The sequence below is a fragment of the Pseudomonas sp. DSP3-2-3 genome, assembly GCF_049898225.1.
Classification (GTDB): domain Bacteria; phylum Pseudomonadota; class Gammaproteobacteria; order Pseudomonadales; family Pseudomonadaceae; genus Aquipseudomonas.
Window position 1 is genome coordinate 138493 of record NZ_JAFCXH010000002.1, and the last position, 24095, is coordinate 162587.

A 24095-nucleotide genomic window follows, 5' to 3' on the forward strand; every position below is an offset into this window, starting at 1 on the left:
AGTCAGCGGTTCACATGGAGTCTCGTTTAATCCAATTGGCCCGCGAATGCCAGTCCTTGCTTGCCCGGCAAGGAGTGTTCGCTCAAGAAGGCCAGGGACTGTAGGCGCTATTCATCGCGCCGTAGGGAAGGTAAGACATGGTACAGGTGAGAGCACACCAGCCGATAAACACAGACGGCAGTATCAACCTCGACGCATGGCTGGATCATGTGGTCAGCGTCGACCTGATTTTGGATCGACAAGCCTTGAAAGAGGCCTGTGAATTTGCCCGCAATGCCGAGCAACAGGACAACGCTTCAAAGAACCGCTGGGCGGAAGGCACGTCGAGTTTCCAGACCGGTCTGGAAATCGCCGAGATCCTGGCCGACCTCAAGCTCGATCAGGACTCACTGGTTGCGGCGGTGCTTTACCGTGCCGTGCGCGAAGGCAAGATTCCGCTGCCTGATGTCGAGCAGCGCTTCGGCGCGACCGTCGCCAAACTGATCGATGGCGTGCTGCGCATGGCCGCCATCAGTGCCAGCCTCAGCCCGCGCCAATCGTTGGTGCTGGGCAGTCAGGCGCAGGTGGAAAACCTGCGCAAGATGCTCGTGGCCATGGTCGACGATGTCCGCGTGGCCTTGATCAAACTGGCCGAACGGACTTGCGCCATCCGCGCGGTGAAGAATACCGACGAGGAAAAACGCAACCGCGTCGCCCGGGAAGTCTTCGACATCTATGCGCCGCTGGCCCACCGCCTGGGCATCGGCCACATCAAATGGGAGCTGGAGGACTTGTCCTTCCGCTACCTTGAGCCCGAACAATACAAACAGATCGCCAAGCTGCTGCATGAGCGTCGCCTTGATCGCGAGCGCTTCATCAGCGACGTGATGTGCCAGCTGGAAAACGAGCTGCTGGCGACCGGCGTTACCGCCGACATCAGTGGCCGGGCGAAACACATCTATTCCATCTGGCGCAAAATGCAGCGCAAGGGTCTGGAATTCAGCCAGATCTATGACGTGCGCGCCGTGCGCGTGCTGGTCCCGGAAATGCGCGATTGCTATACCGCGCTGGGTATCGTGCATACCTTGTGGCGGCATATTCCCAAGGAGTTCGACGATTACATCGCCAACCCCAAGGAGAACGGCTATCGCTCGCTGCACACCGCCGTCATCGGCCCGGAAGGCAAGGTGCTGGAGGTGCAGATTCGCACCCACGCGATGCATGAAGAAGCCGAGCTCGGGGTGTGTGCCCACTGGCGCTATAAAGGCACCGACGTCAAATCCGGCTCCAATCATTACGAAGAGAAAATTTCCTGGCTGCGTCAGGTGCTGGAATGGCACGAAGAACTGGGTGATATCGGCGGCCTGGCTGAACAGCTGCGCGTTGATATCGAGCCGGACCGGGTTTACGTCTTCACTCCCGACGGCCACGCCATCGACTTGCCCAAGGGTGCGACGCCGCTGGACTTCGCTTATCGGGTGCATACCGAGATCGGCCACAACTGCCGTGGCGCGAAGATCAACGGCCGTATCGTGCCGCTCAACTACAGCCTGCAGACCGGTGAGCAGGTCGAGATCATCACCAGCAAGCACGGTACGCCGAGCCGCGACTGGCTGAACTCGAACCTGGGCTACATCACCACGTCGCGGGCGCGGGCCAAGATTGTTCACTGGTTCAAATTGCAGGCGCGGGATCAGAACGTCGCGGCGGGTAAAACCCTGCTTGAGCGGGAGCTGGCGCGTCTGGCTTTTCCTGCGGTGGACTACGACAAGCTGGCGGAAAAAGCCAATCTCAAGACCGCCGAAGACATGTACGCGGCCTTGGGTGCGGGTGATCTGCGCCTGACGCAACTGGTCAATCTGGCGCAGCAGCTGGTCGAGCCGGAACGCGGCAACGAACCGATCGAACTGGTTCCGCGCAAGGCCACCGGCTACAAGCCTGGCAAACGTGGCGATATCCAGATTCAGGGCGTGGGCAACCTGATGACGCAAATGGCCGGCTGCTGCCAGCCGTTGCCGGGAGATGCCATCGTCGGATACATCACCCAGGGCCGCGGCGTCAGCATTCACCGCCAGGATTGCGCATCGGTGCTGCAACTCGGTGGTCGCGAGCCGGAACGTATCATTCAGGTCAGCTGGGGACCGATACCGGTGCTCACCTATCCGGTGGACATCATTATCCGTGCCTACGATCGCTCCGGTTTGCTGCGTGACGTTTCCCAGGTGCTGCTCAACGAGCGGATCAACGTACTGGCGGTCAATACCCGCTCGAACAAGGAAGACAACACCGCATTGATGTCGTTGACCATTGAGATTCCGGGCCTGGATGCACTGGGGCGTTTGCTGGGTCGGATTTCCCAGTTGCCGAATATTATCGAGACGCGGCGGAATCGGACGCCTTGAGGCGCAGCTGGTAGCTTTTAGCCGCAAGCTACAAGCTGTACGCGGACAACTTAAAGCTTTTAGCTTGTAGCTTGCGGCTGTGACCGAAGGGAACCCTATGCACACTCTCGACGACCTGCTCCACCTTATGGCCCGGCTGCGCGATCCGCAGTTCGGTTGCCCGTGGGACGTGAAGCAGAATTACGCCAGCATCGTGCCGCACACTATCGAGGAAGCCTACGAAGTGGCCGACGCCATCGAGCGCGGTGACTTTGATGATCTGAAGGGTGAACTGGGTGATCTGCTGTTCCAGGTGGTGTATTACAGCCAGCTGGCCCGGGAAGAAGGGCGCTTCGAGTTTGCTGGCGTGATCGACGGGATTACCCGCAAACTGATCCGCCGCCATCCCCACGTGTTTCCTACCGGTGATTTGTACGCGCCGCTGGAAACCCCGCGCTTGAGTGAAGATCAGGTCAAGCAGCGTTGGGAGGAGATCAAGGCCGAGGAGCGCGCCGACAAGGCTTCTGCGCCGGAGCAGCTGTCCTTGCTCGATGACGTGCCCGCCGTTTTGCCTGCCTTGTCCCGTGCCGCCAAGTTGCAAAAGCGCGCCGCACGGGTCGGTTTTGACTGGCCTGCCGCGCTGCCGGTGGTGGACAACGTTCGCGAAGAACTGGATGAAGTCCTTGAAGCCATGGCCAGCAACGATGCCGAGGCGATTGCCGAAGAAGTCGGTGATCTGCTGTTTGCTGCCGTCAATCTGGCTCGGCATTTGAAAGTCGATCCAGAAAACGCTTTGCGTGCCGCCAACACTAAATTCGAACGTCGCTTCAGATTTATCGAACAGGCATTGCGCCAGACCCATCGTCCCATCGAAGATTGCACCCTCGAAGAAATGGACGCTCTCTGGGGCGAAGCCAAACGTCAGGAAAAGAACGCGCCCAGCTGTGGCTGAGCCCGGTGTATCTGCATAAGTGAGTAGACAATGAGCCTTTCCCTTCGCGACCAGTTGCTCAAGGCAGGTCTGGTCAATCAAAAGCAGGCCAAACAGGTCGGCAAAGACAAGCAGAAAGAACAACGTCTGGCCCACAAAGGCCAGATCGAGATCGACGACTCGCAAAAGCGTGCCGCCCAGGAAGCCATGGCCGAAAAGGCCAGGCGCGATCAGGAACTCAATCGCCAACAGCAGGAAAAGGTCGAGCAGAAAGCCCGTGCCGCGCAGATCAAGCAGTTGATCGAAGTATCACGCCTGCCGAAGCTGACCACCGAAGACTATTACAACTTTGTCGACGACAAGAAGGTCAAACGTCTTTCGGTCAACAGCCTGATGCGCAGCAAGCTCAGCAGCGGTTCGCTGGCCATCGTGCATCACGGCGGCGGCTACGAAGTCATTCCCCGGGAAGCGGCGCTGAAGATCCAGGAGCGCGATCCACGGCGCATCGTGCTGCTCAGCGAACCGACGGAAGAAGCCGATGGCGATGATCCGTACGCGGCCTACAAAATCCCTGATGATCTGATGTGGTAAATGCGAAACAAACAAAACCCGCCAAGTGCGGGTTTTGTTTTGATGCGATTCTGAAAGTGCGTCTTACTGGTTGCGTCTGCTTTCCAGTTCTTCGAGCTCAGCCTTGTAGCGATGGGCATCGGACTCGACATGAAACATTCCTACCAACTGATCTTGCTGGTGTACATCCCAGATCTGAATGCCATCAGCGATGGTTTCGTGAGAGATATGGGCGTCGTCGCGTTCAGTAACTCGTACGGTCATGGTTCAGGCTCCTGACTTGAGGCTGCGGCGATGTGTCGCAGGCCTCTGTTATAGGATTTGTTAGGTTCCTAAGTAAATAGCCTGAGTGTGCAAGGGTTTGTTGCGGAAACGGGAACATCGCCGCAGGGCTTGAATTGTCTGGGTTGCAGGGGGGGTGCGGCTAAATGAAGGTTTTTTCATGTACACGTTGCGCGCTTCGAAACACTTTATTTCGCGTTTATAACTGGGTGGCGCCAACGGCTTTTGCGGTGCGGCTTATTCCGGTTTCGCCCTGACGGTCGACCCCCTTTGTTTCGGCAAAGGGGGGAAACCATTCTGCGCTGACGTCCGGCCTCTGCTTCGCAGCGGTTCCTTCACTCCGGTGCCGTGGTGTGGGTACGCGCCGACGCGCCATCCATGGCGCAACGGCGCTCGACCGGCATCCATGCCGGTTGCCCCACACCACGACACCTGCGCTCAGCCTCCCGACGCGCGTTTGGCGGTGTCTACCAGATCGCGGCACGGAAAAGCCAAAATCAAAATCAAAATCAAAATCAAAATCAAAAGCCGAAGCCTCGGTTTCGTTGGAGCGAGGCTTGCCCGCGAAGGCGTCAACACCGATTCGCGCGCAAGCCTCCAACGGCGCACCACAAAAAACCCCGCTTAAAAGCGGGGCTCTGGCATTGCAGGCGGGCTGACGAATCAGCTGCCTTTGACCGCTTTGCCGTTCACCGTGCCGTCTTGCAACATGATGTTGTATTCCTTGCCGTCGGTTTCAACCTGTTGCAGGCGAACCAGCAGGTAATCCCAATCCTTGGCGAACCAGAGGACGGTGATGCGTTTGCTTTGTGTCGGGTCGCGCACGCGCTCGACCTTGATGGCATCGACCTGGCCGGCTTTGGTTGCGACTTTTTCCGAGCCCAGGACGCGGAAGTCATAGGTGTCGACTTCATCGCCGTCAACCACCTGATAGCTCATGCTCTTCTTGCCTGCGGCCACGTCATGTTGCAGGGCCAGCTGATAAGTCGATTTGTCGAGAATGCCACGATTGAGCGGCAGCTTGATCGCATCGCCACGATCGGTGCCGGTAACGAACTTGGTGGACCAGTCGAACACCAGGTCGACTTTCTTGGATTTGCCCAGACCGCCACGCTCAAAGGTGTAGGTCTGCGGCAGCAGTACGTCTTTGTCGACCTTCAGCGTGCTGACTTCGGTCAGGCTGGCAATCATCATGGAAGCCTTGAAATTCAAGGTCCAGGTTCCGTTCGGACCTGCTGCCAGGCTGCGCTCGGCAGTGCCGCTCATGGGCAATTGCTTCCAGTCGGCGGTATAGCTGGCGGAGAACGGTTGCAGGTCTGCGGCATGAGCGGCAGGCAGTGCGAGCAGAGCGAAAGCGAACAGCAAAGCGCGACGCATAATATCTCCTAGGTTCGTATCAAGTGGCCATGAGCCGCGAGTAACTGACCGTCCAATAATGCACCTTCTTCGCCAAGGCTCAAGCGGCCTTCGGCAAACCAGCGGACGGCCAGCGGATAAATCTGATGTTCCTGGGCATGAACGCGTTGCGCCAGACTTGCCGCAGAGTCGTCGGACTCTACCGGAATTACTGCCTGTACGACCAGCGGTCCTCCATCGAGTTCCTCGGTGACGAAGTGCACGCTGCAGCCGTGCTCGGCGTCGCCAGCCTCCAGCACCCGTTGATGGGTGTGCAAGCCTTTATAGAGAGGAAGCAGGGAAGGGTGGATATTCAGCAGGCGGCCCTGATAATGCCGGACGAACCCGGCGCTGAGGATGCGCATGAAACCCGCCAGCACCACGAGGTGCGGCTGGAAGGTGTCAATCAGCTCGATCAGCGCGGCGTCGAACGCTTCGCGACCGTCATACGCCTTGTGGTCAAGCACGCAGGCTTCGATGCCCGCGTCGCGGGCGCGTTGCAGGCCGAAAGCATCGGCGCGGTTGGAGATCACCGCGCGGATGCGGACGGGATGATTCCCGTCCTTGAAGCTGTCGATCATGGCTTGCAGGTTGCCGCCGGTGCCAGACAGCAGCACCACCACATCACAGGTTGCAGGCATCAGTGCGCCTTGAGGTTTTTCAGCTCGACTTGTGCAGCGCCTTCGGCAGCGGTAGCGATCTGACCGATCACCCACGGCTGCTCGCCGGCTTCGCGCAGTACGTTCAATGCCGTTTCAACGTGCTCTTGAGCGACGCAGATGACCATGCCCACGCCGCAGTTCAGCACGCGGTGCATCTCGTTTTCGGCAACGTTGCCTTGCTGCTGCAACCAGTCGAACACTGCTGGACGCTGCCAGCTGGCGACGTCAACCACGGCTTGCGCGCCTTCAGGCAGTACGCGCGGAATGTTGTCCAGCAGACCGCCGCCGGTGATGTGGGCCATGGCTTTTACCGCGCCAGTGTCCTTGATCAGTTTCAGCAGGGATTTGACGTAGATGCGGGTTGGCGCCATCAGCAGTTCGGTCAGCGGCTTGCCGTCGAGCTGGATATTTTCGATGTCTGCACCGGCCACTTCGATGATCTTGCGGATCAGCGAGTAACCATTGGAGTGCGGGCCGGAGGACGGCAGGGCGAGCAGGGCATCGCCGGCAGCAACCTTGGAGCCGTCGATGATGTCGGCTTTTTCCACGACGCCAACACAGAAGCCGGCCAGGTCGTAGTCTTCGCCTTCGTACATGCCAGGCATTTCAGCGGTTTCGCCGCCCACCAGCGAGCAACCCGCCAGTTCACAGCCAGCGCCGATGCCGGTCACTACCTGGGTAGCGGTTTCGACGTTGAGCTTGCCGGTCGCGTAGTAATCAAGGAAGAACAGCGGCTCTGCGCCGCACACCACCAGGTCGTTGACGCACATGGCGACCAGATCGATGCCGATGGTGTCGTGCTTGTTCAGGTTCAAGGCCAGGCGCAGCTTGGTGCCGACGCCGTCGGTGCCGGAAACCAGCACAGGCTGCTTGTAGCCAGCCGGGATTTCGCAGAGGGCGCCGAAGCCACCCAGACCGCCCATGACTTCCGGGCGCTTGGTGCGCTTGGCAACGCTCTTGATGCGTTCGACCAATGCTTCGCCGGCGTCGATGTCTACACCGGCGTCTTTGTAGCTCAGGGAGGGTTGCTTGCTCATAATCCAGGCCTTTAGGGGGGATTCGGGTGGGATCGACGGAAACGGCGGGGCCACTGGAAAACTGCACCTGCGTGCAATGCAGTTTTTCGGGCCGCCACCATCACCAGTCTGCGAAGGCGCGCGATTTTATCAGGCTTGGGCGGCAGCGGCCATCCTTAGGCCGACGGGCAGGCTTGATCGATACAAAATAAACCGGGCGATGACCGCTCTGGCTCGTTTGGCGAGGCCTCTATAAGGTGTAGCCTGCATCTGGAATTTGAATGAATGGCCTGGCTCTGCGGTCTCAGCCAAGCCAGCTATCTTGTTACGGTTGTTTTTTCTGCCGCTTTTCTGTCCGGGAACTGTCCATGGGTCTCTCAAAAATATTCTTCGCCGGCTGCCTGTCGTTCATCTGTCTGCCGAGCTTCGCCGAAACCGTCAACAATCTTTATCAGGTGCGCGAGCCGGTCAGCGGCCAGACTCCGGATGAGCGCACCCGCGCCACTCAAGCCGCACTGGACACGCTGGTGTTGCGTCTGACCGGCGACACCAAGTCCGTACAAGGCCCGGCGCTCGCCGAGCTGCGCAAGAATCCGCAGCAGATCATCAGCCAGTTCGGCTACGAGGCCGGTCCGCCGGAATCGCTGCTGGTGGATTTTGATCCCGCCAGCACCGACCGTTCGCTGCGCCAGGCCGGTCTGCCGATCTGGGGCAGCAATCGACCGACTATTCTTGGCTGGTGGCTGAATGACGCAACCGATGGCTCGAATCTGGTGGGCGATGGTCAGAGCGCGGCCGAGCCGCTGCGGCGTGCGGCCCAGCATCGTGGCTTGCCGTTGCGCCTGCCACTGGCCGATCTTGGCGAGCAAGGCGTCGGTACCGCGAAAAACCTTGAAGGCAGCGATGCGACGCCGCTCAAGGAAGCGTCCGAACGCTATGGCGCCGACGCATTGCTGGCGGTGCATGCCAAGGAAGAGGGCGGCCAGTGGCAGGGCAAATGGCGTTTGTGGCTGGGCGAGCAACGCGAACAAGGCACTGCGACCGGCGCGACCTCCGAGGCATTGGCCGATGCCGTGCTGTTAGCGGTAAGCCAGCGTCTGGCGCCGCGCTATGTGGTCAAACCCGGCGCTGCTACTGGCTTGACGCTGGAGGTGCAGGGCATGAATCTGGAGCGTTACGCGCAGTTGATGCGTCTGCTTGAGCCTTTTGGTGCGCGCCTCAAAACGGTCGATGGCGATCGCATCAGCTATGAAGTCAGCGCCAATGCCGATCAACTGCGTTCGCAACTGTCCCTGGCCAAGTTGCAGGAAGTGCCGGCCGGGGAAGTTGCACCAGCTCCGGTAGCTGCCGCGCCGGTCGATGGTACGACCGCTACACCGGGCGCCGCACCGCTGATCGTGCCAGCGGCGGGCCCACAATTGCACTTCCGCTGGTAAGCGGCGGTCTGTTTCAAACACTGCTGCACTTTATGAAGCTGAGGGACTTTGATGACTGACACACGGCGCTGGTTTTGGCTCGGCGGGATTGTCCTGCTGTTCCTGTTTGTTTACCTGTTGCACGCAATTCTGACGCCGTTTCTGGTAGCGCTGCTGCTGGCGTACATGGGCGACCCGCTGGCGGATCGCCTGGAAAAGGCCGGATTGTCGCGGACCTTGAGCGTGGTCGCGGTGTTTACCCTGTTCACCTTGATTCTGCTGGCGTTGCTGTTGGTCCTGGTGCCGATGCTGGCCAAGCAGTTGTTCCGCCTGTATGAGCTGGCGCCGCAAATGCTCGACTGGTTGCAGCACACGGCGCTGCCGTGGGCGCAGGCCAAATTCGGGCTTGCCGACGGTTTCTGGAAGTTCGACAAGGTCAAGGCGGCGATCTCCGAGCACATGGGCCAGACCGGCGACATCGTCGGTATCGTCCTGTCCAAAGCGACGGCGTCGAGTCTGGCGCTGATTGGCCTGATCACCAATCTGGTGCTGATCCCGGTGGTGTGCTTTTACCTGCTGCGCGACTGGGACGTCATGATGGGCAAGGTGCGCAGCTTGCTGCCGCGTCATCGCGAAGGGCAGGTCGTCAAGCTGGCGGGCGAATGTCATGAAGTGCTGGGCGCATTTATCCGGGGCCAGTTGCTGGTGATGGTGGCGCTGGGCGTGATCTACGCGGCGGGCCTGATGCTGGTGGGTCTGGAACTGGGCCTGTTGATCGGGGTAATTGCCGGTCTGGCGGCCATCGTTCCTTATATGGGCTTCGTGATCGGAATCGGCGCGGCATTGATAGCCGGGTTGTTCCAGTTCGGCGGCGACCTGTATCCGATGATGGGCATCGTTGCGGTATTCATGGTCGGTCAGGCGCTGGAAGGCATGGTGCTCACGCCGCTATTGGTAGGGGATCGCATCGGCCTGCATCCGGTGGCGGTGATTTTCGCGATTCTGGCGGGCGGCGAGCTGTTCGGTTTTACCGGCATCCTACTGGCGCTGCCGGTGGCGGCGGTGATCATGGTTCTGGTGCGACATGTTCATGACCTTTATAAGGACTCGGACATCTACGGCGGCATGGGCGACCCTGAGCTGTAGGGCAAATTGCTGCATCGCGAAGGGCGTGGCGCACGACAAGTGTCCACGCCCTTTTTTATTGCAGGATTTTTCCCGGCAATTGTTCGGCAACCTCGCAAAGCACGCAAACCTTTGATTTTCCTTATGGTCTCGCGCATTGTGTGCCCAGCGTCACGGGTATAAACTTTGCACACTTTACACAGAGGCCCCTAACGGCTCACATGAGCTGTTCAGCCAGCATGAAACCGATTCAGCTGCCCCTGGGTGTGCGTCTGCGTGATGACGCCACCTTCATCAATTACTATCCAGGCGCCAACGCCGCCGCACTCGGCTACGTGGAGCGGCTGTGCGAAGCCGACGCAGGCTGGACCGAAAGCCTGATTTATCTCTGGGGCAAGGACGGCGTAGGGCGCACGCACCTGTTGCAGGCCGCGTGCCTGCGCTTCGAGCAGATGGGCGAGCCGGCGGTTTATCTGCCACTGGCGGAAGTCATTGATCAAGGCGTCAAACTCTTCGACAACCTCGAACAATACGAACTGGTCTGTCTCGACGATCTGCAGGTTGTGGTCGGCAAACCCGAGTGGGAAGAGGCCTTGTTTCACTTGTTCAACCGGCTGCGCGACAGTGGGCGTCGCCTGTTGATCGCGGCGTCGCAATCGCCCCGTGAGCTGCCGGTCAAACTCCCCGATCTCAAATCGCGCCTGACCATGGCCCTGGTGTTCCAGATGCGTGCCCTGTCGGACGAAGACAAGCTGCGCGCCCTGCAACTGCGCGCCTCGCGACGCGGGCTGCACCTGACCGATGAGGTCGGGCATTTCATCCTGACGCGCGGCACGCGCAGCATGAGCGCGTTGTTCGACTTGCTTGAGCGACTCGATCAGGCGTCGCTGCAAGCGCAACGCAAGCTGACCATTCCGTTCCTCAAAGAGACGCTGGGGTGGTAGATCAGGCGTTGGTGTTGCAGGTTGCAGCAGCGTTGCGACATGCCCGGCGAATTCTGATCATCACCGGCGCCGGGCTGTCTGCCGATTCCGGCCTGCCGACTTATCGCGGCGTCGGCGGTTTGTACAACGACAAGACCGCTGATGGCCTACCTATCGAAATGGCCCTGTCCGGGCCGATGCTGCGCCGTGATCCTGCGTTGTGCTGGAAGTACATCGCGCAACTGGCCAAGGCCTGCCTGGGCGCGCAACCCAATGACGCGCATTACGCTATCGCCCAACTGCAACGCAAGAAGCCCGACTGCTGGGTGTTGACGCAGAACGTCGACGGCTATCACCGCGCCGCTGGCAGCCCGCCTGAAAGACTGATCGAGATTCATGGTCAACTGGCACCGGTCTATTGCCAGTCATGCGCTGCGCAAGACCCGGAATGGACTGCGCAGTTGGACCGCCCGTTGCCGCCGTTGTGCAGTCACTGTGGTGGCATTCTGCGACCGTCCGTCGTTTTATTCGAGGAGCTGCTACCGGAGCTGGCCCTCGAAACCCTGCATCAAGAGATGGCAAAGGGCTTTGATGCGGTGTTGAGCATAGGTACCACCGCAAGCTTCCCCTACATCCATGAACCCCTATTCAGGACAAGGGTTTGCGGCGGTTTTACGGCGGAGATTAATTTGACGCCTACCGACCAGAGTCTGCAGATGGATGCTTTTTTGCAGTGCCGAGCGGTACATGTCATGAGCGAACTGGTAAGTCACATATAGTTCGATTGAATTTGCAAATGAGGATCATAGTTGGCATAGTCTCGCCACCTTAACAGTCAGCCACGGTTGTGCCCATGCTAGCTCGCTTCGCACCCCTCGTGCCTCTCGCACTCGTATCACTACTGTTCGGTTGCTCGGCCAACATGCCGGTATCTCAACAAGATGCGCAGCAACAGCAGTACAAGACGCAGATCACCGCGCAATCCTCCGCCAGCCGTTCCGATCGCTCGGTGTTGCAGGAAGAACTGGCCACTGAAGCCGAGCTGGCTCAGTTTGCCGACAACAAGCCTTATCAACTGCCAGCCCTGGCTGACAGCATCCTTGAGCGTGGCAAATCCCTGATCGGTACTCGCTACCGTTTCGGTGGCACCTCAACCAGCACCGGTTTCGATTGCAGCGGTTTCATCGGTTATCTTTTCCGTGAGAAAGCTGGCATGAGCCTGCCGCGTTCTTCTCGCGACATGATCAACATCGATGCGCCACTGGTTAAGCGCAATGATCTGGCGCCGGGCGACCTGCTGTTCTTCAGCACTGCCGGTCGCGGTCGTGTCAGCCATGCAGCCATCTACCTGGGCGACAATCAGTTCATTCACTCCAGCAGCCGTCGCAGTGGTGGTGTTCGCGTCGACAGCCTGGACGATGTGTACTGGAGCAAGACGTTCATCGAGGCCAAGCGCGCCCTGGCGATGGAATCGCCAAATATCGCGCCGCAGACGACTGCAATGACCACGACTACGCTCAAGCGCCGCAAGTAATCACTACCGTGTTATGCAAAAACAGGCTATAAGCCTGTTTTGCGCATTTAGCGCCCTCGGCAAGCAGCCGCATCCAGCTCAGGTTGTTGTATCCATGTCGATTACGATACGCCTTGCGGTCATTACTCTTGCTGCCTTGCTCGGCGCTTGCGCCAGCGCGCCGCCGCCACCCTCCAAGCCCCGGATTGTTCAGCGTCCGGTGCTGATTGCTCCTCCTGAAAGTTTTTCCCCGGCTATCGAAGACGTGATGTTTCGCGCGCTCGGGCTGGTCGGCACGCCCTATCATTGGGGTGGCAACACGCCTGATTCCGGTTTTGATTGCAGCGGTTTGATCGGCTACGTCTATCGTGACGCGGCGGGCATTGCTCTGCCTCGGTCGACCCGCGACATGATCGGCATGCGCGCGCCGAATGTGGGTCGTGAACAGCTGCAGACTGGCGACCTGGTGTTCTTCGCCACCGGCGGTGGCTCGCAGGTCAGCCATGCGGGGATTTACGTCGGGGAAGGGCGTTTCGTGCATGCGCCAGCTACCGGCGGCACGGTCAAGCTGGACAGTCTGGACAAGCCGTATTGGCAGCGCGCTTACCTGAATGCCAAGCGCGTGATTCAGCCATCGAGTCTGGCGCGTAATCCGTAGGACACGAACCGAACCTGTGGGAGATTCTATGTTTGGGGGCAACCCACAGATGCCGAAGATGTGGTGTCTACACCGACGCCTTCCCGGATAGATCCGGTCCCACGAGATGACCGCGTTTCACTTGTGGGAGCGAGCTTGCTCGCGAAGACATTTGCCCGTTCAACATCTTTGCAAGCTTCCCGGACGCATTCGCAAGCAAGCTTGCTCCCACAAGTTTTGTACAGGCCGTTAACTTATTGTGCCTTCGCCGCAGTCACCCGCCAGATCTTGTTCCCCACGTCATCCGCCACCAGTAACCCACCCTGATGATCATTGACCACGCCGACCGGGCGACCCTGGGCTTTTTCGTCGGCATTCAGGAAACCGGTCAGCAGGTCAATCGGCGCGCCGCTTGGCTTGCCGCCGCTGAACGGCACGAACAGGACTTTGTAGCCGCTGTGTGGTTTGCGGTTCCAGGAGCCGTGCTGGCCGATGAACACGCCTTCATTGAACGGCGCCGGCAACGTCTTGCCATCGGCGAACACCAGGCCAAGTGACGCGGTATGCGGGCCGACCGCGTAATCAGGTGCGATGGCCTTGGCCACCAGCTCCGGATTCTGCGGAGTTACGCGCACGTCCACATGCTGGCCGTAATAGCTGAACGGCCAGCCATAGAACGCCCCGTCTTGCACCGAAGTGATGTAGTCCGGCACCAGATCGCTGCCGATTTCGTCACGCTCGTTGACCGCCGTCCAGAGTTTGCCGGTGGTGGGCTCCCAATCCATGCCGTTGGGGTTGCGCAGGCCTGAAGCAAAGATCCGATGCGAACCGCTGGCGGGGTCAACTTCCCAGATTGCCGCGCGACCTTCTTCAGCTGCCAGCCCGTTTTCCGCGACGTTGCTGTTGGAACCGACCGTCACATACAGCTTGCTGCCGTCCTTGCTGGCGATGACGTTTTTGGTCCAGTGGTGATTCAGCGTGCCGCCCGGAAGATCGACGACTTTGGTCGGCTGCGCGCTGATCGAGGTCTGGCCGTCCTGATACGGGAAACTGATCAGGCGGTCGGTGTCGGCGACATACAGCTTGTTGCCCACCAAGGTCATACCGAACGGCGAATTGAGGTTTTCCAGGAACACCGTGCGGGTTTCGGCAATGCCGTCGTGATCCTTGTCGCGCAGCAAGGTAATCCGATTGGGGCTGGGAACACCGGCCCCGGCGCGGCCCATGACTTTGCCCATGACCCAGCCGCGAATGCCTTTATTGTCATCAGGCTTTGGCGGCGAGTTGGTTTCCGCCACCAGCACGTCACCATTGGGCAGCACGTAAAGCCAGCGCGGGTGGTCCAGATGTTCGGCGAAAGCGGCGACCTGCGTGCCCTTGGCCGCGACGGGTTTGGCGTCTTTTTCCCAGCCCACCGCTGGCGCTATGTTGACGGTCGGAATCATCGTCTTGTTCGGTTCCGGCAACTTTGGTGACGGCCCGGTGCCGTCGGTGACTTGCAGGGTCGAAGATTCGCCGCAGGCCGCAAGGCCTCCGGCAACCAGTAGCAAAACCGCGAACTGTGGTCTGAGCTTGAACATGATCGATCTCCATAACGGGCAGTGTTCCAGTAAGAGATAGAGACGCCTGTGCTTTCGAGGTTCAACCTGTTGCTGAGTTGATTGACGCTCAATCCCCAACCCTCTAACCTGCGCCTTTTGTTTCAGGTGCTCAGGTCTACAGCGTTTAAAACTGCTGCGCTCGACAATACTGCGTTGGAAACAGACTCGAAATGCTCATTGAGGGAACCTCAACTCCGCTTTCTCGCCTGTTTCCGCCTTGTCTTGTCGTCGCTCGCTACGTTTTAAATCGCTGCAGCAAATGTTTGAGTGAAACAGGGAAACCGGTAAGGACGCTCATGGCGACCAATTCCGGTGCTGCCCCCGCAACGGTAGATGAGTCAACGCTGTGCCTGATGCCACTGGGTCTGCAAGGATTTGGGAAGGCGCACAGTAGGGGATTTCCCGCTCATGAGCCCGGAGACCGGCCTGATCCATTCAACAGCATCACGGCGGGCGATGCTCTGGGCATGACGAAAGTCGTGCTGCCAGTCATTTGCTATTGCCTGCCGTCTGCTTTCGCGTGCCCTCAAGCGGAGAGCTGAGATGAACGAATCCCCCGAACGTGACGAACGCCATCTGGCGCGCATGTTGCGCAAAAAAGCCGTGATGGACGAGCGCATCGCCAGTGCACCCAATGAATGCGGGCTGTTGCTGGTCCTGACCGGTAACGGTAAAGGCAAAAGCAGTTCTGCATTCGGCATGTTGGCCCGGGCCATGGGCCACGGCATGCAGTGCGGTGTCGTGCAGTTCATCAAGGGCAGCAACAGCACCGGCGAAGAGTTCTTCTTCCGACGTTTCCCAGAGCAGGTTCGCTATCACGTGATGGGCGAGGGCTACACCTGGGAAACCCAGGACCGCCAGCGTGATATCGCCGCCGCCGAAGCAGCGTGGGAAGTTTCCCTGGAAATGCTCCGTGATCCGGCCATCGGCATGGTGATCCTCGACGAACTGAACATCGCCCTCAAGCACGGTTATCTGGACATCGAGCGAGTGCTCAGCGACCTGCAAGCCCGGCCGCCGATGCAGCATGTGATTGTCACCGGCCGTGGCGCGAAACCGGAAATGATTGACATGGCCGACACCGTGTCGGAAATCACCGTGGTCAAACACGCATTCCAGTCCGGCATTCGAGCGCAAAAAGGCATCGAGTTGTGAGTGAACCGCGTCATTGTCCGGCGGTTCTGATCGCCGCACCGGCCTCCGGCCAAGGCAAAACCACCGTCACCGCCGCGCTGGCCCGTTTGCATCGCAATCAGGGTCGCAAGGTTCGCGTATTCAAATGCGGCCCGGATTTTCTCGACCCGATGATTCTTGAGCGCGCCAGCGGTGCGCCGGTTTATCAGCTCGATTTGTGGATGGTCGGCGCTGATGAAAGCCGCCGCCTGTTGTGGCAAGCGGCAGGTGAAGCCGACCTGATCCTGATCGAAGGCGTGATGGGCCTGTTCGATGGCACGCCGTCCAGCGCGGACCTGGCGCGTTATTTCGGCGTGCCGGTCCTCGGCGTGATCGACGGCACGGCCATGGCCCAGACCTTCGGCGCGCTGGCGCTGGGCCTGGCGCGTTATCAGCCGGACCTGCCGTTCGCCGGCGTTTTGGCCAACCGGGTCGGCACCGTGCGGCATGCGCAACTGCTCGAAGGCAGCCTCACCGAAGGTTTGCGCTGGTACGGCGCGTTGTCCCGGGAAACCGGCATCGAATTGCCAAGCCGGCATTTGGGGCTGGTGCAGGCCAGCGAGTTGAACGATCTTGATCTGCGTCTGGATGCCGCCGCCGCAGCACTGGCCAGCACCTGCGAAGTTGAACTGCCGCCTGCGGTGACCTTCGCTGCGCCGGACCTGGTACCCGCCGAGCCTTTACTGCAAGGCGTAACGATTGCCGTCGCCCATGACGAAGCGTTTGCGTTCACCTACGGCGCGAGCCTGGATCTGCTGCGTGCCATGGGTGCCGAACTGGTGTTCTTCTCGCCGATCCGCGATTCGGTGCTGCCGCCTGCCGACAGCCTGTATCTGCCCGGTGGTTATCCGGAACTGCACCACGTGGCGCTAAGCCAGAACACGTCGATGCTGAACGCGATTCGCCAGCATCATCAGGCGGGCAAGCCTTTGCTGGCCGAGTGTGGCGGCATGTTGTACCTGCTCGACGCCTTGACCGATGTCGACGGTCAGCGCGCCGAGTTGGTGGGTTTGCTCGCCGGTGAAGCGGTCATGCAAAAGCGTCTGGCGGCATTGGCGCTGCAAACAGTTGCGTTGCCGGAAGGCGAACTGCGCGGCCACACGTATCACCATTCGCTGACCAGCACCGAATTGCAGCCCATCGCCCGTGGCATCAGCCCCAACGGCGGGCGCGGCGCGGAGGCGGTCTATCGCGACGGGCGCATGACGGCGTCCTACGTCCACTTCTATTTCCCTTCCAATCCTCAAGCGGTTGCGGCGCTTTTCAAGCCATGAATGACCAAGCGTTCAGCACTGACGAACGAGCCGCAGTGTATCGAGCCATTGCCGAACGCCGCGACATGCGGCATTTCAGCGGCGGCACGGTTGCGCCGGAACTGCTGGCGCGGTTGCTCGGTGCGGCGCATCAGGCGCCCAGCGTCGGTTTGATGCAGCCGTGGCGGTTTATTCGCGTCACCGACCGGGCCTTGCGTTCGCAGATCAAGGCGCAGGTCGAGCAGGAACGGCTGCGCACCGCCGAAGCGATGGGTGAGCGCGCTGACGATTTCATGAAGCTCAAGGTCGAGGGCATCGACGATTGCGCGGAAGTGCTGGTCGCCGCGCTGATGGATGACCGCGAGAAACACATTTTTGGCCGCCGCACGCTGCCGGAAATGGACCTGGCCTCGTTGTCCTGCGCCATTCAGAACCTGTGGCTGGCGGCACGTGCCGAAGGGCTGGGCATGGGCTGGGTGTCGTTGTTCGAACCCCAGGCGCTGGCTGATCTGCTCAACATGCCGGCCGGTGCCAAGCCGCTGGCGGTCTTGTGTCTGGGACCGGTGAGCGAATTTTACCCGGCACCGATGCTGGTCATGGAAGGCTGGACGCAAGAACGTCCGCTCAGTGAAATGCTCTACGAGAATCAATGGGGAGTCAGTCAATGAGTGTGGCGCTGTTGAGCGTCGCCGGTGTGGCGCTGGATGCGTTGCTGGGCGAGCCGAAGCGGTCGCATCCGCTGGTGGCCTTTGGGCGCTTTGCCGATCGCATCGAGCGGCGCTTCAATTCTGGCGGACGCGGCTGGCGCAGCCATGGCGTCACCGCGTGGTTTCTCGCCGTGGTGCCATTGACGTTGCTGGCCACAATGTTGAGCTGGCTGCCTTATATAGGCTGGTTGGTGGAAATCCTTGCGCTGTACTGTGCGCTCGGCCTGCGCAGCCTTGGCGAGCACGTCGAGCCGGTGGCCCAAGCGTTGCGCGCCGACGATCTTGACGAAGCGCGGCGGCGGGTCGGCTATCTGGTCAGCCGCCAGACTTCGGAGCTGGATGCTACTGAAGTGGCCCGTGCGGCCACCGAATCTGTGCTGGAGAATGGCAGTGACGCAGTGTTTGCCGCACTGTTCTGGTTTGCTGTCGCCGGTGCGCCGGGCGTGGTGTTGTATCGATTGAGCAATACGCTGGATGCAATGTGGGGCTATCGCAACGAGCGCTTTGAGCGTTTCGGTTGGGCGGCCGCCAAAATCGATGATTTGCTTAACTACATTCCTGCGCGTCTGGTGGCTTTGACCTACGCGCTATTGGGCAAAACCCGACTCGCATTGCGCTGCTGGCGAACTCAGGGCCCGACCTGGGACAGCCCCAATGCCGGTCCGGTAATGGCGGCGGGCGCCGGCGCTCTGGGTGTCGAACTCGGCGGTGCGGCGATTTATCACGGCGAGCTGCATCAGCGTCCGCAGTTGGGCGAGGGCTTGCCCGCCGATGCGCAGTCCATTGATCGAGGCTGGCAACTGGTGCAGCGCGGTGTCTGGCTCTGGTTGCTGATTTTGTGTGTGGGAGCTGAATTCTATGCTTGAACACGGTGGACGACTGCGTGCTGCTGCGCGCGATTACGGCATTGCCGAAAGTGAGTGGCTGGATCTTTCCACGGGCATTGCGCCCTGGGCCTGGCCTATTCCGCCAATCGCCCCGCAAGCCTGGGCGCGACTGCCGGAAACCGACGACGGTCTGGAACGAGCCGCCTGCACTTACTACGGCGCTCCCGAGGTGTTGCCGGTGCCGGGTTCCCAGGCGGCGATTCAAGCCCTGCCGCGTTTGCGTGGCGCCGGTAAGGTCGGCGTGTTGTCGCCGTGTTATGCCGAACATGCCCAAGCCTGGCGCAGCGCCGGTTTTCTGGTCCGGGGAGTGCTGGAACACGAAGTCGATTATTTCCTCGACAGCCTCATCGTGCTGGTGGTGGTCAACCCCAATAATCCTACCGGCCTGAACCTGACGCCTGAGCAATTGCTCAAGTGGCATGCCCGGCTGGCGGAGCGGGGCGGCTGGCTGGTGGTGGATGAAGCCTTCATGGATAACACCCCGGGTTTGAGCCTGGCGGCCGAAACCTGGCGCACCGGGCTGATCGTGTTGCGCTCGTTCGGCAAGTTTTTTGGTCTGGCCGGGGCACGGCTGGGTTTTGTGCTGGCTGAGCCGCATCTGCTCAAGTTGCTGGCCAAAGATATCGGACCCTGGGCAGTCAGCGGCCCGACCCGGGAACTTGGTACGGTTTGCCTGAGAGATACAGACGGTCATCACCAGCAACGCCAGCGCACCGATCAGGCCAGTCAGCGTCTGGTGCAATTGCTCACGCGCCATGACCTGACGCCGCACGGCGGCTGCGCGCTGTTTCAATGGCTGGTCACGCCCCGTGCGTCAGCGTTGTATGAGTTTTGCGCCCGGCGGGGCATCTTGCTGCGTCTGTTCCTCGACGAAGGCCCGCACCACAGCAGCCTGCGCTTCGGCCTGCCTCGCGATGAGGCGGATTGGCAACGCCTGGCCAACGCCCTTGGCGAATTCAATCAGGAAAATCCATGACCACCTTGATGGTGCAAGGCACCACGTCGGACGCCGGCAAAAGCACATTGGTGACGGCATTGTGCCGCTGGCTGACGCGTCAGGGTGTCAGCGTCGTGCCGTTCAAGCCGCAGAACATGGCGCTCAACAGTGCGGTGACGGCGGACGGCGGCGAGATCGGCCGCGCCCAGGCGGTGCAGGCTCAGGCGTGTGGCCTGCAACCGCACACTGACATGAATCCGGTGCTGCTCAAGCCCAACAGCGACACCGGTGCGCAAGTGATTATTCACGGTCGCGCTGTCACCACCATGAATGCGGTGGCGTATCACGGCTATAAAGAGATCGCGATGCAAGCGGTGCTGGAGTCTCATCGACGGCTGGGCGAGCAGTATCCGGTGATCGTCGTCGAAGGCGCCGGTTCGCCTGCCGAGATCAACCTGCGCGCCAACGATATCGCCAACATGGGTTTTGCCGAGGCGGTGGATTGCCCGGTGCTGCTGATCGCCGATATCAATCGCGGCGGGGTTTTTGCTCATTTGGTCGGCACCCTTGAACTGCTGTCGCCCAGCGAGCAGGCGCGGGTCAAAGGTTTCATCATCAACCGCTTTCGCGGCGACATCGCCTTGCTGCAACCGGGGCTGGACTGGCTCGAAGCGCGCACCGGCAAACCGGTTGTCGGCGTGCTGCCGTATGTCATGGATCTTCATCTGGAGGCCGAAGACGGCCTCGATCAGCGCCAGACCGACAAGGTCGAGCAGGTGCTGAATGTTGTGGTGCCAATCCTCCCGCGCATCAGCAATCACACTGATTTCGACCCGCTGCGCCTGCATCCGCAAGTCAATTTGCAGTTCGTCGGCCCCGGTCAGACCATTCCGCCGGCTGATTTGATCATCCTGCCGGGCTCGAAAAGCGTGCGCAGCGACCTGACTTATCTGCGCAACAATGGCTGGGACAGCGCCATTGCCCGGCATTTGCGGTACGGCGGCAAGCTGCTGGGAATTTGCGGCGGTTTGCAAATGCTCGGCGAGCAACTGCATGACCCGCTGGGGCTGGAAGGTGCGGCAGGATCAAGTCCGGGCCTGGGTCTCTTGGCCATGAGCACCGTGCTTGAAGAACACAAGCAACTGCGCAATGTGCGTGGCCGACTGTTGCTCGGAGGTGTCGAGGTCAGCGGCTATGAAATTCATGCGGGTGTGACCACGGGCGCGGCGCTGGAAAATCCGGCAGTGCAGCTGGATGACAATCGCTGCGACGGCGCACAAAGCGCTGACGGGCAAATCCTCGGCACTTACCTGCACGGCCTGTTCGAAACACCCGCCGCCTGCAGCGCGCTGTTGCGTTGGGCGGGGCTGGAAAACGTGCAGGAAGTGGATTATCACGCCCTGCGCGAGCGGGACATCGAGCGGCTGGCGGATCTGGTGGAAAACCATCTGGACGGCGCGCTGTTGCGTGAGCTGTGTGGGTTGGGATGTACCTGACATTGCGGGTGGTGCAGGAAATCCAGGGCTTGTGGGAGCGAGCTTGCTCGCGAAGGCGTTATTTCAGGCTCCGCGAAGGTACCGGATGGGATGACCTCTTCGCGAGCAAGCTCGCTCCCACAGGGCATCTCGCGCTAGACAAGCAGTTCCGAGTTTTCTAAGAAGAGGCGCGCACATATGCAACAACTGATCCTCGGCGGGGCGCGCTCCGGTAAGAGTCGTCTGGCGGAAAAGCTTGCCAGCGAGTCGGGGCTGGACGTCATTTATATCGCCACCAGCCAGCCGGTGGACGCCGAGCTGAATCAGCGTGTCTCGTTGCATCGCCAGCGGCGTCCGGAAAACTGGGGGCTGATCGAAGAACCACTCGAACTGAGCCGCGTGCTGCGGGAAAACGCCGCACCGGACCATTGCCTGCTGGTGGATTGCCTGACGTTGTGGCTCACCAACCTGTTGCTGCTGGAAAACCCCGAGCGTCTGGCGCTGGAGCGTGAGGCACTGCTCGATTGCCTGGCGCTGCTGCTGGGTGAAATCATTTTTGTCAGCAATGAAACCGGGTTGGGCGTCGTGCCTCTCGGTGAGTTGACCCGCCGCTATGTCGACGAAGCCGGCCTGTTGCATCAAGCCCTGGCCGAACGTTGCCATCGCGTGGTGTTGACCGTTGCCGGCTTGCCACTGACTTTGAAAGGATCCGCATTATGAGTAATTCCTGGTGGCTCAATCCCGCGCAAGCCAGCAACGTGGCCGTGCGCGAAGAAGCGCTGGCGCGTCAGCAGCAATTGACCAAGCCCGCCGGGTCCCTCGGCCAGCTTGAGCGGGTCGCGGTGCAGCTCGCCGGTCTACAGGGCCGGGTCAAACCCGGTGCCGATGCGCTGTGGATCGCGATTTTTGCCGGAGATCATGGGGTGGTGGCCGAAGGTGTCTCGGCCTATCCCCAGGAAGTGACCGGGCAAATGCTGCATAACTTCGTCACTGGCGGCGCGGCCATCAGCGTGCTGGCCCGGCAACTGGCAGCGCAACTGGATGTGGTGGATCTGGGCACCGTTGCGCCGCTGGACCTGCCGGGTGTACGTCATTTGCGCATCGGTGCGGGTACGGCCAACTTCGCCAAGGGCCCGGCGATGACTCAGGAACAGGGTTTGCTGGCGTTACAGGCCGGACGCGACAGCGTGTTGCGTGCCAAGGCGGTGGGCAGCGAATTGTTTGTGGGCGGCGAAATGGGCATCGGTAACACTGCCTCGGCCAGTGCTGTGGCCTGCTCGTTGCTGGAATGCGCGGCACAGCTGCTGGTCGGTCCCGGCACCGGCCTGAATGCAGCGGGCATCGCCCATAAAACCCACGTGATTGAAGCCGCGCTGGCGCTGCATGTCGAGCACGCGGGCGATCCGCTGCAAAGCCTGTTCAGCCTGGGCGGCTTTGAAATCGCGGCGCTGGTCGGCGCGTATCTGGCCTGCGCCCAGGAAGGCATCGCGGTGCTGGTCGATGGTTTCATCTGCAGCGTGGCCGCGTTGGTAGCGGTGCGCTTGAATCCTTCGTGCCGGGAATGGCTGTTGTTCGGCCACCGTGGCGCGGAACCTGGGCATCGTCATCTGCTGGAAACCCTGCACGCCGAACCGCTGCTGGATCTGGGCCTGCGTCTGGGCGAAGGCAGCGGCTCGGCGTTGGCGGTGCCGCTGGTGCGTCTGGCTTGTCAGCTGCACAACGGCATGGCGACCTTCGCTGAAGCCGCCGTGGCAGATCGCCCGGCATGACTTTGCTCCTGGACCTGCTGCGCCACGGCGAAACCGAACTCGGCGGCGGCATGCGCGGCAGCCTCGACGACGCCCTGACCGATATCGGCTGGGCGCAAATGCGTGCGGCGGTAATCGAAGGAGGGCCGTGGGATCGGATCGTCAGCTCGCCTTTGCAACGCTGCGCGCGTTTCGCCGAAGAACTGGCCGAACAGTCGGCGCTGCCGTTGAGCTTTGAACCCGCGTTGCAGGAATTGCATTTCGGCGATTGGGAAGGGCACAGCGCTGCACAGCTGATGGGAACCGATGCCGAAGGGCTGGGACTGTTCTGGGCTGATCCGTACAGCTTTACTCCGCCCAATGGCGAACCGGTGCTTGAGTTCTCGGCACGGGTTCTGGCTGCGGTGCAGGGTTTACAGCAGGCTTATGCTGGCGAACGGGTGTTGCTGATCAGTCACGGCGGCGTAATGCGTTTGTTGCTTGCCCAGGCGCGGGGCCTGCCTCGTGAACAGTTGCTGCAAGTTCAGGTCGGGCACGGTGCGCTGCTGTCGATAACAGTCGCTGCGGGCGGCTTGCTGGCGGAGGTTTGAGATGTTGCCGTTCTGGATAGCCCTGCAATTTCTCAGCAGTCTGCCGATTCGTCTGCCCGGCATGCCGCAACCCCAGGAATTGGGCCGTTCGCTGCTGTTCTATCCTCTGGTTGGTGTGCTGTTCGGCGTATTGCTGCTGAGTCTGAATGCGCTGCTCGACGGCGCACCGCCGATGCTTCACGCGGCGTTGCTGCTGACCGCCTGGGTGTTGCTCAGCGGCGGCCTGCATCTGGATGGCCTGGCCGACAGCGCCGACGCCTGGCTTGGCGGTTTCGGCGACCGCGAGCGTACGCTGAGCATCATGAAAGACCCGCGCAGCGGGCCGATTGCGGTGGTGACGCTGGTGCTGGTGTTGCTGCTCAAATTCAGCGCACTAATGGCATTGATCGAAAATCAACAGACACTGGGCTTGCTGCTTGCGCCGTTGATCGGGCGCGCGGCGATGCTGGGCTTGTTCCTCGGCACGCCTTATGTGCGCGCTGGCGGTCTGGGCCAGGCCTTGGCCGATCACTTGCCACGTAGAGCCGGTCGGCAGGTCTTGCTGATCAGCGCGTTGTCCTGCGTGCTGATCGCCGGAATCTCCGGTTTGCTGGCGCTGCTGGTCGCCTCAGTAGGGTTCTTCTGGCTACGGCATCTGATGCTGCGCCGACTCGGCGGCACCACCGGCGATACCGCGGGTGCGATGCTGGAGCTGCTGGAAGTGGCGGTCTTGCTGGCGGTGGCGATTTTATAAAACCGTGAGAGCCGAGCTTGCTCGCGAAGAACCATAACGCAGTCTGTCTGGCCCACCGACGCGTCTGATTCGCGGGCAAGCCTCGTTCCAACGACATCGGCGTGACGCTGGGCGACGGCGCGGGTCGTCAACATTGACACCATCCTCCCTTGCACACATCCT

Annotated in this window: 24 protein-coding genes and 1 riboswitch; of the genes, 19 read left to right on the plus strand and 5 right to left on the minus strand. The window is 60.7% G+C overall.

The window, feature by feature from the left end; genetic code table 11:
* Window positions 1–137: 137 nt before the first annotated feature.
* The 3 genes from relA (at window position 138) to ACP7E4_RS03465 (ending at window position 3882) form a co-directional block, all read left to right on the plus strand.
* On the plus strand, window positions 138–2381 hold the full coding sequence (relA, locus tag ACP7E4_RS03455; protein WP_426111858.1) for a GTP diphosphokinase: 2244 nt from the start codon (window positions 138–140) through the stop codon (window positions 2379–2381).
* Between the two features lie 97 nt (window positions 2382–2478).
* Window positions 2479–3312 carry a nucleoside triphosphate pyrophosphohydrolase gene (gene mazG / locus ACP7E4_RS03460; protein WP_426111856.1) on the plus strand — a complete coding sequence of 278 codons (834 nt, stop codon included), beginning with the start codon at window positions 2479–2481 and terminating at the stop codon, window positions 3310–3312.
* A 30-nt stretch (window positions 3313–3342) separates the two neighbouring features.
* Window positions 3343–3882 carry a DUF2058 domain-containing protein gene (locus ACP7E4_RS03465; protein ID WP_426111854.1) on the plus strand — a complete coding sequence of 180 codons (540 nt, stop codon included), beginning with the start codon at window positions 3343–3345 and terminating at the stop codon, window positions 3880–3882.
* A gap of 63 nt (window positions 3883–3945) precedes the next feature.
* Here ACP7E4_RS03465 and ACP7E4_RS03470 read toward each other — a convergent pair whose 3' ends face one another.
* The 4 genes from ACP7E4_RS03470 to purM all read right to left on the minus strand — a co-directional run bounded on the left by ACP7E4_RS03470 (window position 3946) and on the right by purM (window position 7237).
* The gene (locus ACP7E4_RS03470; protein ID WP_426111852.1) at window positions 3946–4125 is read right to left on the minus strand and encodes a hypothetical protein; all 180 of its coding nucleotides are present in this window, start codon (window positions 4123–4125) and stop codon (window positions 3946–3948) included.
* 681 nt (window positions 4126–4806) lie between these two features.
* Window positions 4807–5520, minus strand: coding sequence for a DUF3108 domain-containing protein (locus ACP7E4_RS03475; protein WP_426111850.1), 714 nt, complete (start codon window positions 5518–5520; stop codon window positions 4807–4809).
* Between the two features lie 8 nt (window positions 5521–5528).
* Complete coding sequence (gene purN, locus ACP7E4_RS03480) at window positions 5529–6179, minus strand: phosphoribosylglycinamide formyltransferase (protein ID WP_426111848.1); 651 nt, start codon at window positions 6177–6179, stop codon at window positions 5529–5531.
* The gene (purM, locus tag ACP7E4_RS03485; protein ID WP_065832062.1) at window positions 6179–7237 is read right to left on the minus strand and encodes a phosphoribosylformylglycinamidine cyclo-ligase; all 1059 of its coding nucleotides are present in this window, start codon (window positions 7235–7237) and stop codon (window positions 6179–6181) included. The genes purN and purM overlap by 1 nt, the downstream gene beginning before the upstream one ends.
* 347 nt (window positions 7238–7584) lie before the next feature.
* On the opposite strand from purM, the gene ACP7E4_RS03490 reads away from it, so the two are divergent.
* From ACP7E4_RS03490 to ACP7E4_RS03515, 6 genes are all read left to right on the plus strand, one after another.
* Window positions 7585–8652: a DUF2066 domain-containing protein gene (locus ACP7E4_RS03490; protein WP_426111845.1), complete on the plus strand. Its 1068-nt coding sequence runs from the start codon at window positions 7585–7587 to the stop codon at window positions 8650–8652.
* Window positions 8653–8703: 51 nt separating this feature from the next.
* Window positions 8704–9777: an AI-2E family transporter gene (locus ACP7E4_RS03495; RefSeq protein ID WP_426111843.1), complete on the plus strand. Its 1074-nt coding sequence runs from the start codon at window positions 8704–8706 to the stop codon at window positions 9775–9777.
* A gap of 218 nt (window positions 9778–9995) precedes the next feature.
* Complete coding sequence (hda, locus tag ACP7E4_RS03500; RefSeq protein WP_426111841.1) at window positions 9996–10700, plus strand: DnaA regulatory inactivator Hda; 705 nt, start codon at window positions 9996–9998, stop codon at window positions 10698–10700.
* Window positions 10694–11458: an NAD-dependent protein deacylase gene (locus ACP7E4_RS03505; protein ID WP_426111839.1), complete on the plus strand. Its 765-nt coding sequence runs from the start codon at window positions 10694–10696 to the stop codon at window positions 11456–11458. The genes hda and ACP7E4_RS03505 overlap by 7 nt, the downstream gene beginning before the upstream one ends.
* A gap of 74 nt (window positions 11459–11532) precedes the next feature.
* Window positions 11533–12213, plus strand: a complete 681-nt coding sequence (locus ACP7E4_RS03510; RefSeq protein ID WP_426111837.1) for a C40 family peptidase — start codon at window positions 11533–11535, stop codon at window positions 12211–12213.
* Window positions 12214–12307: 94 nt separating this feature from the next.
* A complete protein-coding gene (locus tag ACP7E4_RS03515; RefSeq protein WP_426111836.1) occupies window positions 12308–12850 on the plus strand; it encodes a C40 family peptidase in 543 nt (180 codons plus the stop codon).
* Window positions 12851–13083: 233 nt separating this feature from the next.
* Here ACP7E4_RS03515 and ACP7E4_RS03520 read toward each other — a convergent pair whose 3' ends face one another.
* A complete protein-coding gene (locus ACP7E4_RS03520) occupies window positions 13084–14409 on the minus strand; it encodes a PQQ-dependent sugar dehydrogenase (RefSeq protein WP_426111834.1) in 1326 nt (441 codons plus the stop codon).
* Between the two features lie 241 nt (window positions 14410–14650).
* Window positions 14651–14874, plus strand: a riboswitch (cobalamin riboswitch).
* Window positions 14875–14973: 99 nt separating this feature from the next.
* On the opposite strand from ACP7E4_RS03520, the gene cobO reads away from it, so the two are divergent.
* The 10 genes from cobO to ACP7E4_RS03570 all read left to right on the plus strand — a co-directional run bounded on the left by cobO (window position 14974) and on the right by ACP7E4_RS03570 (window position 23933).
* Window positions 14974–15585, plus strand: a complete 612-nt coding sequence (gene cobO, locus ACP7E4_RS03525; RefSeq protein WP_426111832.1) for a cob(I)yrinic acid a,c-diamide adenosyltransferase — start codon at window positions 14974–14976, stop codon at window positions 15583–15585.
* Entirely contained in the window at window positions 15582–16877 is a 1296-nt protein-coding gene (locus tag ACP7E4_RS03530) for a cobyrinate a,c-diamide synthase (RefSeq protein ID WP_426111830.1), read from the plus strand. Before cobO ends, ACP7E4_RS03530 begins: the two co-directional genes overlap by 4 nt.
* Window positions 16874–17524, plus strand: a complete 651-nt coding sequence (bluB, locus tag ACP7E4_RS03535) for a 5,6-dimethylbenzimidazole synthase (RefSeq protein ID WP_426111828.1) — start codon at window positions 16874–16876, stop codon at window positions 17522–17524. The genes ACP7E4_RS03530 and bluB overlap by 4 nt, the downstream gene beginning before the upstream one ends.
* Window positions 17521–18429, plus strand: coding sequence for an adenosylcobinamide-phosphate synthase CbiB (cbiB, locus tag ACP7E4_RS03540; RefSeq protein WP_426111826.1), 909 nt, complete (start codon window positions 17521–17523; stop codon window positions 18427–18429). The genes bluB and cbiB overlap by 4 nt, the downstream gene beginning before the upstream one ends.
* A complete protein-coding gene (gene cobD / locus ACP7E4_RS03545; RefSeq protein WP_426111824.1) occupies window positions 18422–19426 on the plus strand; it encodes a threonine-phosphate decarboxylase CobD in 1005 nt (334 codons plus the stop codon). Before cbiB ends, cobD begins: the two co-directional genes overlap by 8 nt.
* A complete protein-coding gene (locus ACP7E4_RS03550) occupies window positions 19423–20883 on the plus strand; it encodes a cobyric acid synthase (RefSeq protein ID WP_426111822.1) in 1461 nt (486 codons plus the stop codon). Before cobD ends, ACP7E4_RS03550 begins: the two co-directional genes overlap by 4 nt.
* Before the next feature lie 177 nt (window positions 20884–21060).
* Window positions 21061–21582 (plus strand): bifunctional adenosylcobinamide kinase/adenosylcobinamide-phosphate guanylyltransferase, encoded by a 522-nt coding sequence (gene cobU / locus ACP7E4_RS03555; RefSeq protein WP_426111820.1) that lies wholly within the window; start codon window positions 21061–21063, stop codon window positions 21580–21582.
* Complete coding sequence (gene cobT, locus ACP7E4_RS03560; protein WP_426111818.1) at window positions 21579–22631, plus strand: nicotinate-nucleotide--dimethylbenzimidazole phosphoribosyltransferase; 1053 nt, start codon at window positions 21579–21581, stop codon at window positions 22629–22631. The genes cobU and cobT overlap by 4 nt, the downstream gene beginning before the upstream one ends.
* Window positions 22628–23200 (plus strand): alpha-ribazole phosphatase family protein, encoded by a 573-nt coding sequence (gene cobC / locus ACP7E4_RS03565; RefSeq protein WP_426111816.1) that lies wholly within the window; start codon window positions 22628–22630, stop codon window positions 23198–23200. The genes cobT and cobC overlap by 4 nt, the downstream gene beginning before the upstream one ends.
* 1 nt (window position 23201) lies before the next feature.
* Entirely contained in the window at window positions 23202–23933 is a 732-nt protein-coding gene (locus tag ACP7E4_RS03570) for an adenosylcobinamide-GDP ribazoletransferase (RefSeq protein WP_426111814.1), read from the plus strand.
* Window positions 23934–24095 lie beyond the last annotated feature (162 nt).

Coding starts and splice junctions, on each gene's coding strand:
- relA (WP_426111858.1), top strand. CDS start 138: ATGGTACAGGTGAGAGCACACCAGCCGATAAACACAGACGGCAGTATC.
- mazG (WP_426111856.1), top strand. CDS start 2,479: ATGCACACTCTCGACGACCTGCTCCACCTTATGGCCCGGCTGCGCGAT.
- ACP7E4_RS03465 (WP_426111854.1), top strand. CDS start 3,343: ATGAGCCTTTCCCTTCGCGACCAGTTGCTCAAGGCAGGTCTGGTCAAT.
- ACP7E4_RS03470 (WP_426111852.1), bottom strand. CDS start 4,125: ATGACCGTACGAGTTACTGAACGCGACGACGCCCATATCTCTCACGAA.
- ACP7E4_RS03475 (WP_426111850.1), bottom strand. CDS start 5,520: ATGCGTCGCGCTTTGCTGTTCGCTTTCGCTCTGCTCGCACTGCCTGCC.
- purN (WP_426111848.1), bottom strand. CDS start 6,179: ATGCCTGCAACCTGTGATGTGGTGGTGCTGCTGTCTGGCACCGGCGGC.
- purM (WP_065832062.1), bottom strand. CDS start 7,237: ATGAGCAAGCAACCCTCCCTGAGCTACAAAGACGCCGGTGTAGACATC.
- ACP7E4_RS03490 (WP_426111845.1), top strand. CDS start 7,585: ATGGGTCTCTCAAAAATATTCTTCGCCGGCTGCCTGTCGTTCATCTGT.
- ACP7E4_RS03495 (WP_426111843.1), top strand. CDS start 8,704: ATGACTGACACACGGCGCTGGTTTTGGCTCGGCGGGATTGTCCTGCTG.
- hda (WP_426111841.1), top strand. CDS start 9,996: ATGAAACCGATTCAGCTGCCCCTGGGTGTGCGTCTGCGTGATGACGCC.
- ACP7E4_RS03510 (WP_426111837.1), top strand. CDS start 11,533: ATGCTAGCTCGCTTCGCACCCCTCGTGCCTCTCGCACTCGTATCACTA.
- ACP7E4_RS03515 (WP_426111836.1), top strand. CDS start 12,308: ATGTCGATTACGATACGCCTTGCGGTCATTACTCTTGCTGCCTTGCTC.
- ACP7E4_RS03520 (WP_426111834.1), bottom strand. CDS start 14,409: ATGTTCAAGCTCAGACCACAGTTCGCGGTTTTGCTACTGGTTGCCGGA.
- cobO (WP_426111832.1), top strand. CDS start 14,974: ATGAACGAATCCCCCGAACGTGACGAACGCCATCTGGCGCGCATGTTG.
- bluB (WP_426111828.1), top strand. CDS start 16,874: ATGAATGACCAAGCGTTCAGCACTGACGAACGAGCCGCAGTGTATCGA.
- cbiB (WP_426111826.1), top strand. CDS start 17,521: ATGAGTGTGGCGCTGTTGAGCGTCGCCGGTGTGGCGCTGGATGCGTTG.
- cobD (WP_426111824.1), top strand. CDS start 18,422: ATGCTTGAACACGGTGGACGACTGCGTGCTGCTGCGCGCGATTACGGC.
- ACP7E4_RS03550 (WP_426111822.1), top strand. CDS start 19,423: ATGACCACCTTGATGGTGCAAGGCACCACGTCGGACGCCGGCAAAAGC.
- cobU (WP_426111820.1), top strand. CDS start 21,061: ATGCAACAACTGATCCTCGGCGGGGCGCGCTCCGGTAAGAGTCGTCTG.
- cobT (WP_426111818.1), top strand. CDS start 21,579: ATGAGTAATTCCTGGTGGCTCAATCCCGCGCAAGCCAGCAACGTGGCC.
- cobC (WP_426111816.1), top strand. CDS start 22,628: ATGACTTTGCTCCTGGACCTGCTGCGCCACGGCGAAACCGAACTCGGC.
- ACP7E4_RS03570 (WP_426111814.1), top strand. CDS start 23,202: ATGTTGCCGTTCTGGATAGCCCTGCAATTTCTCAGCAGTCTGCCGATT.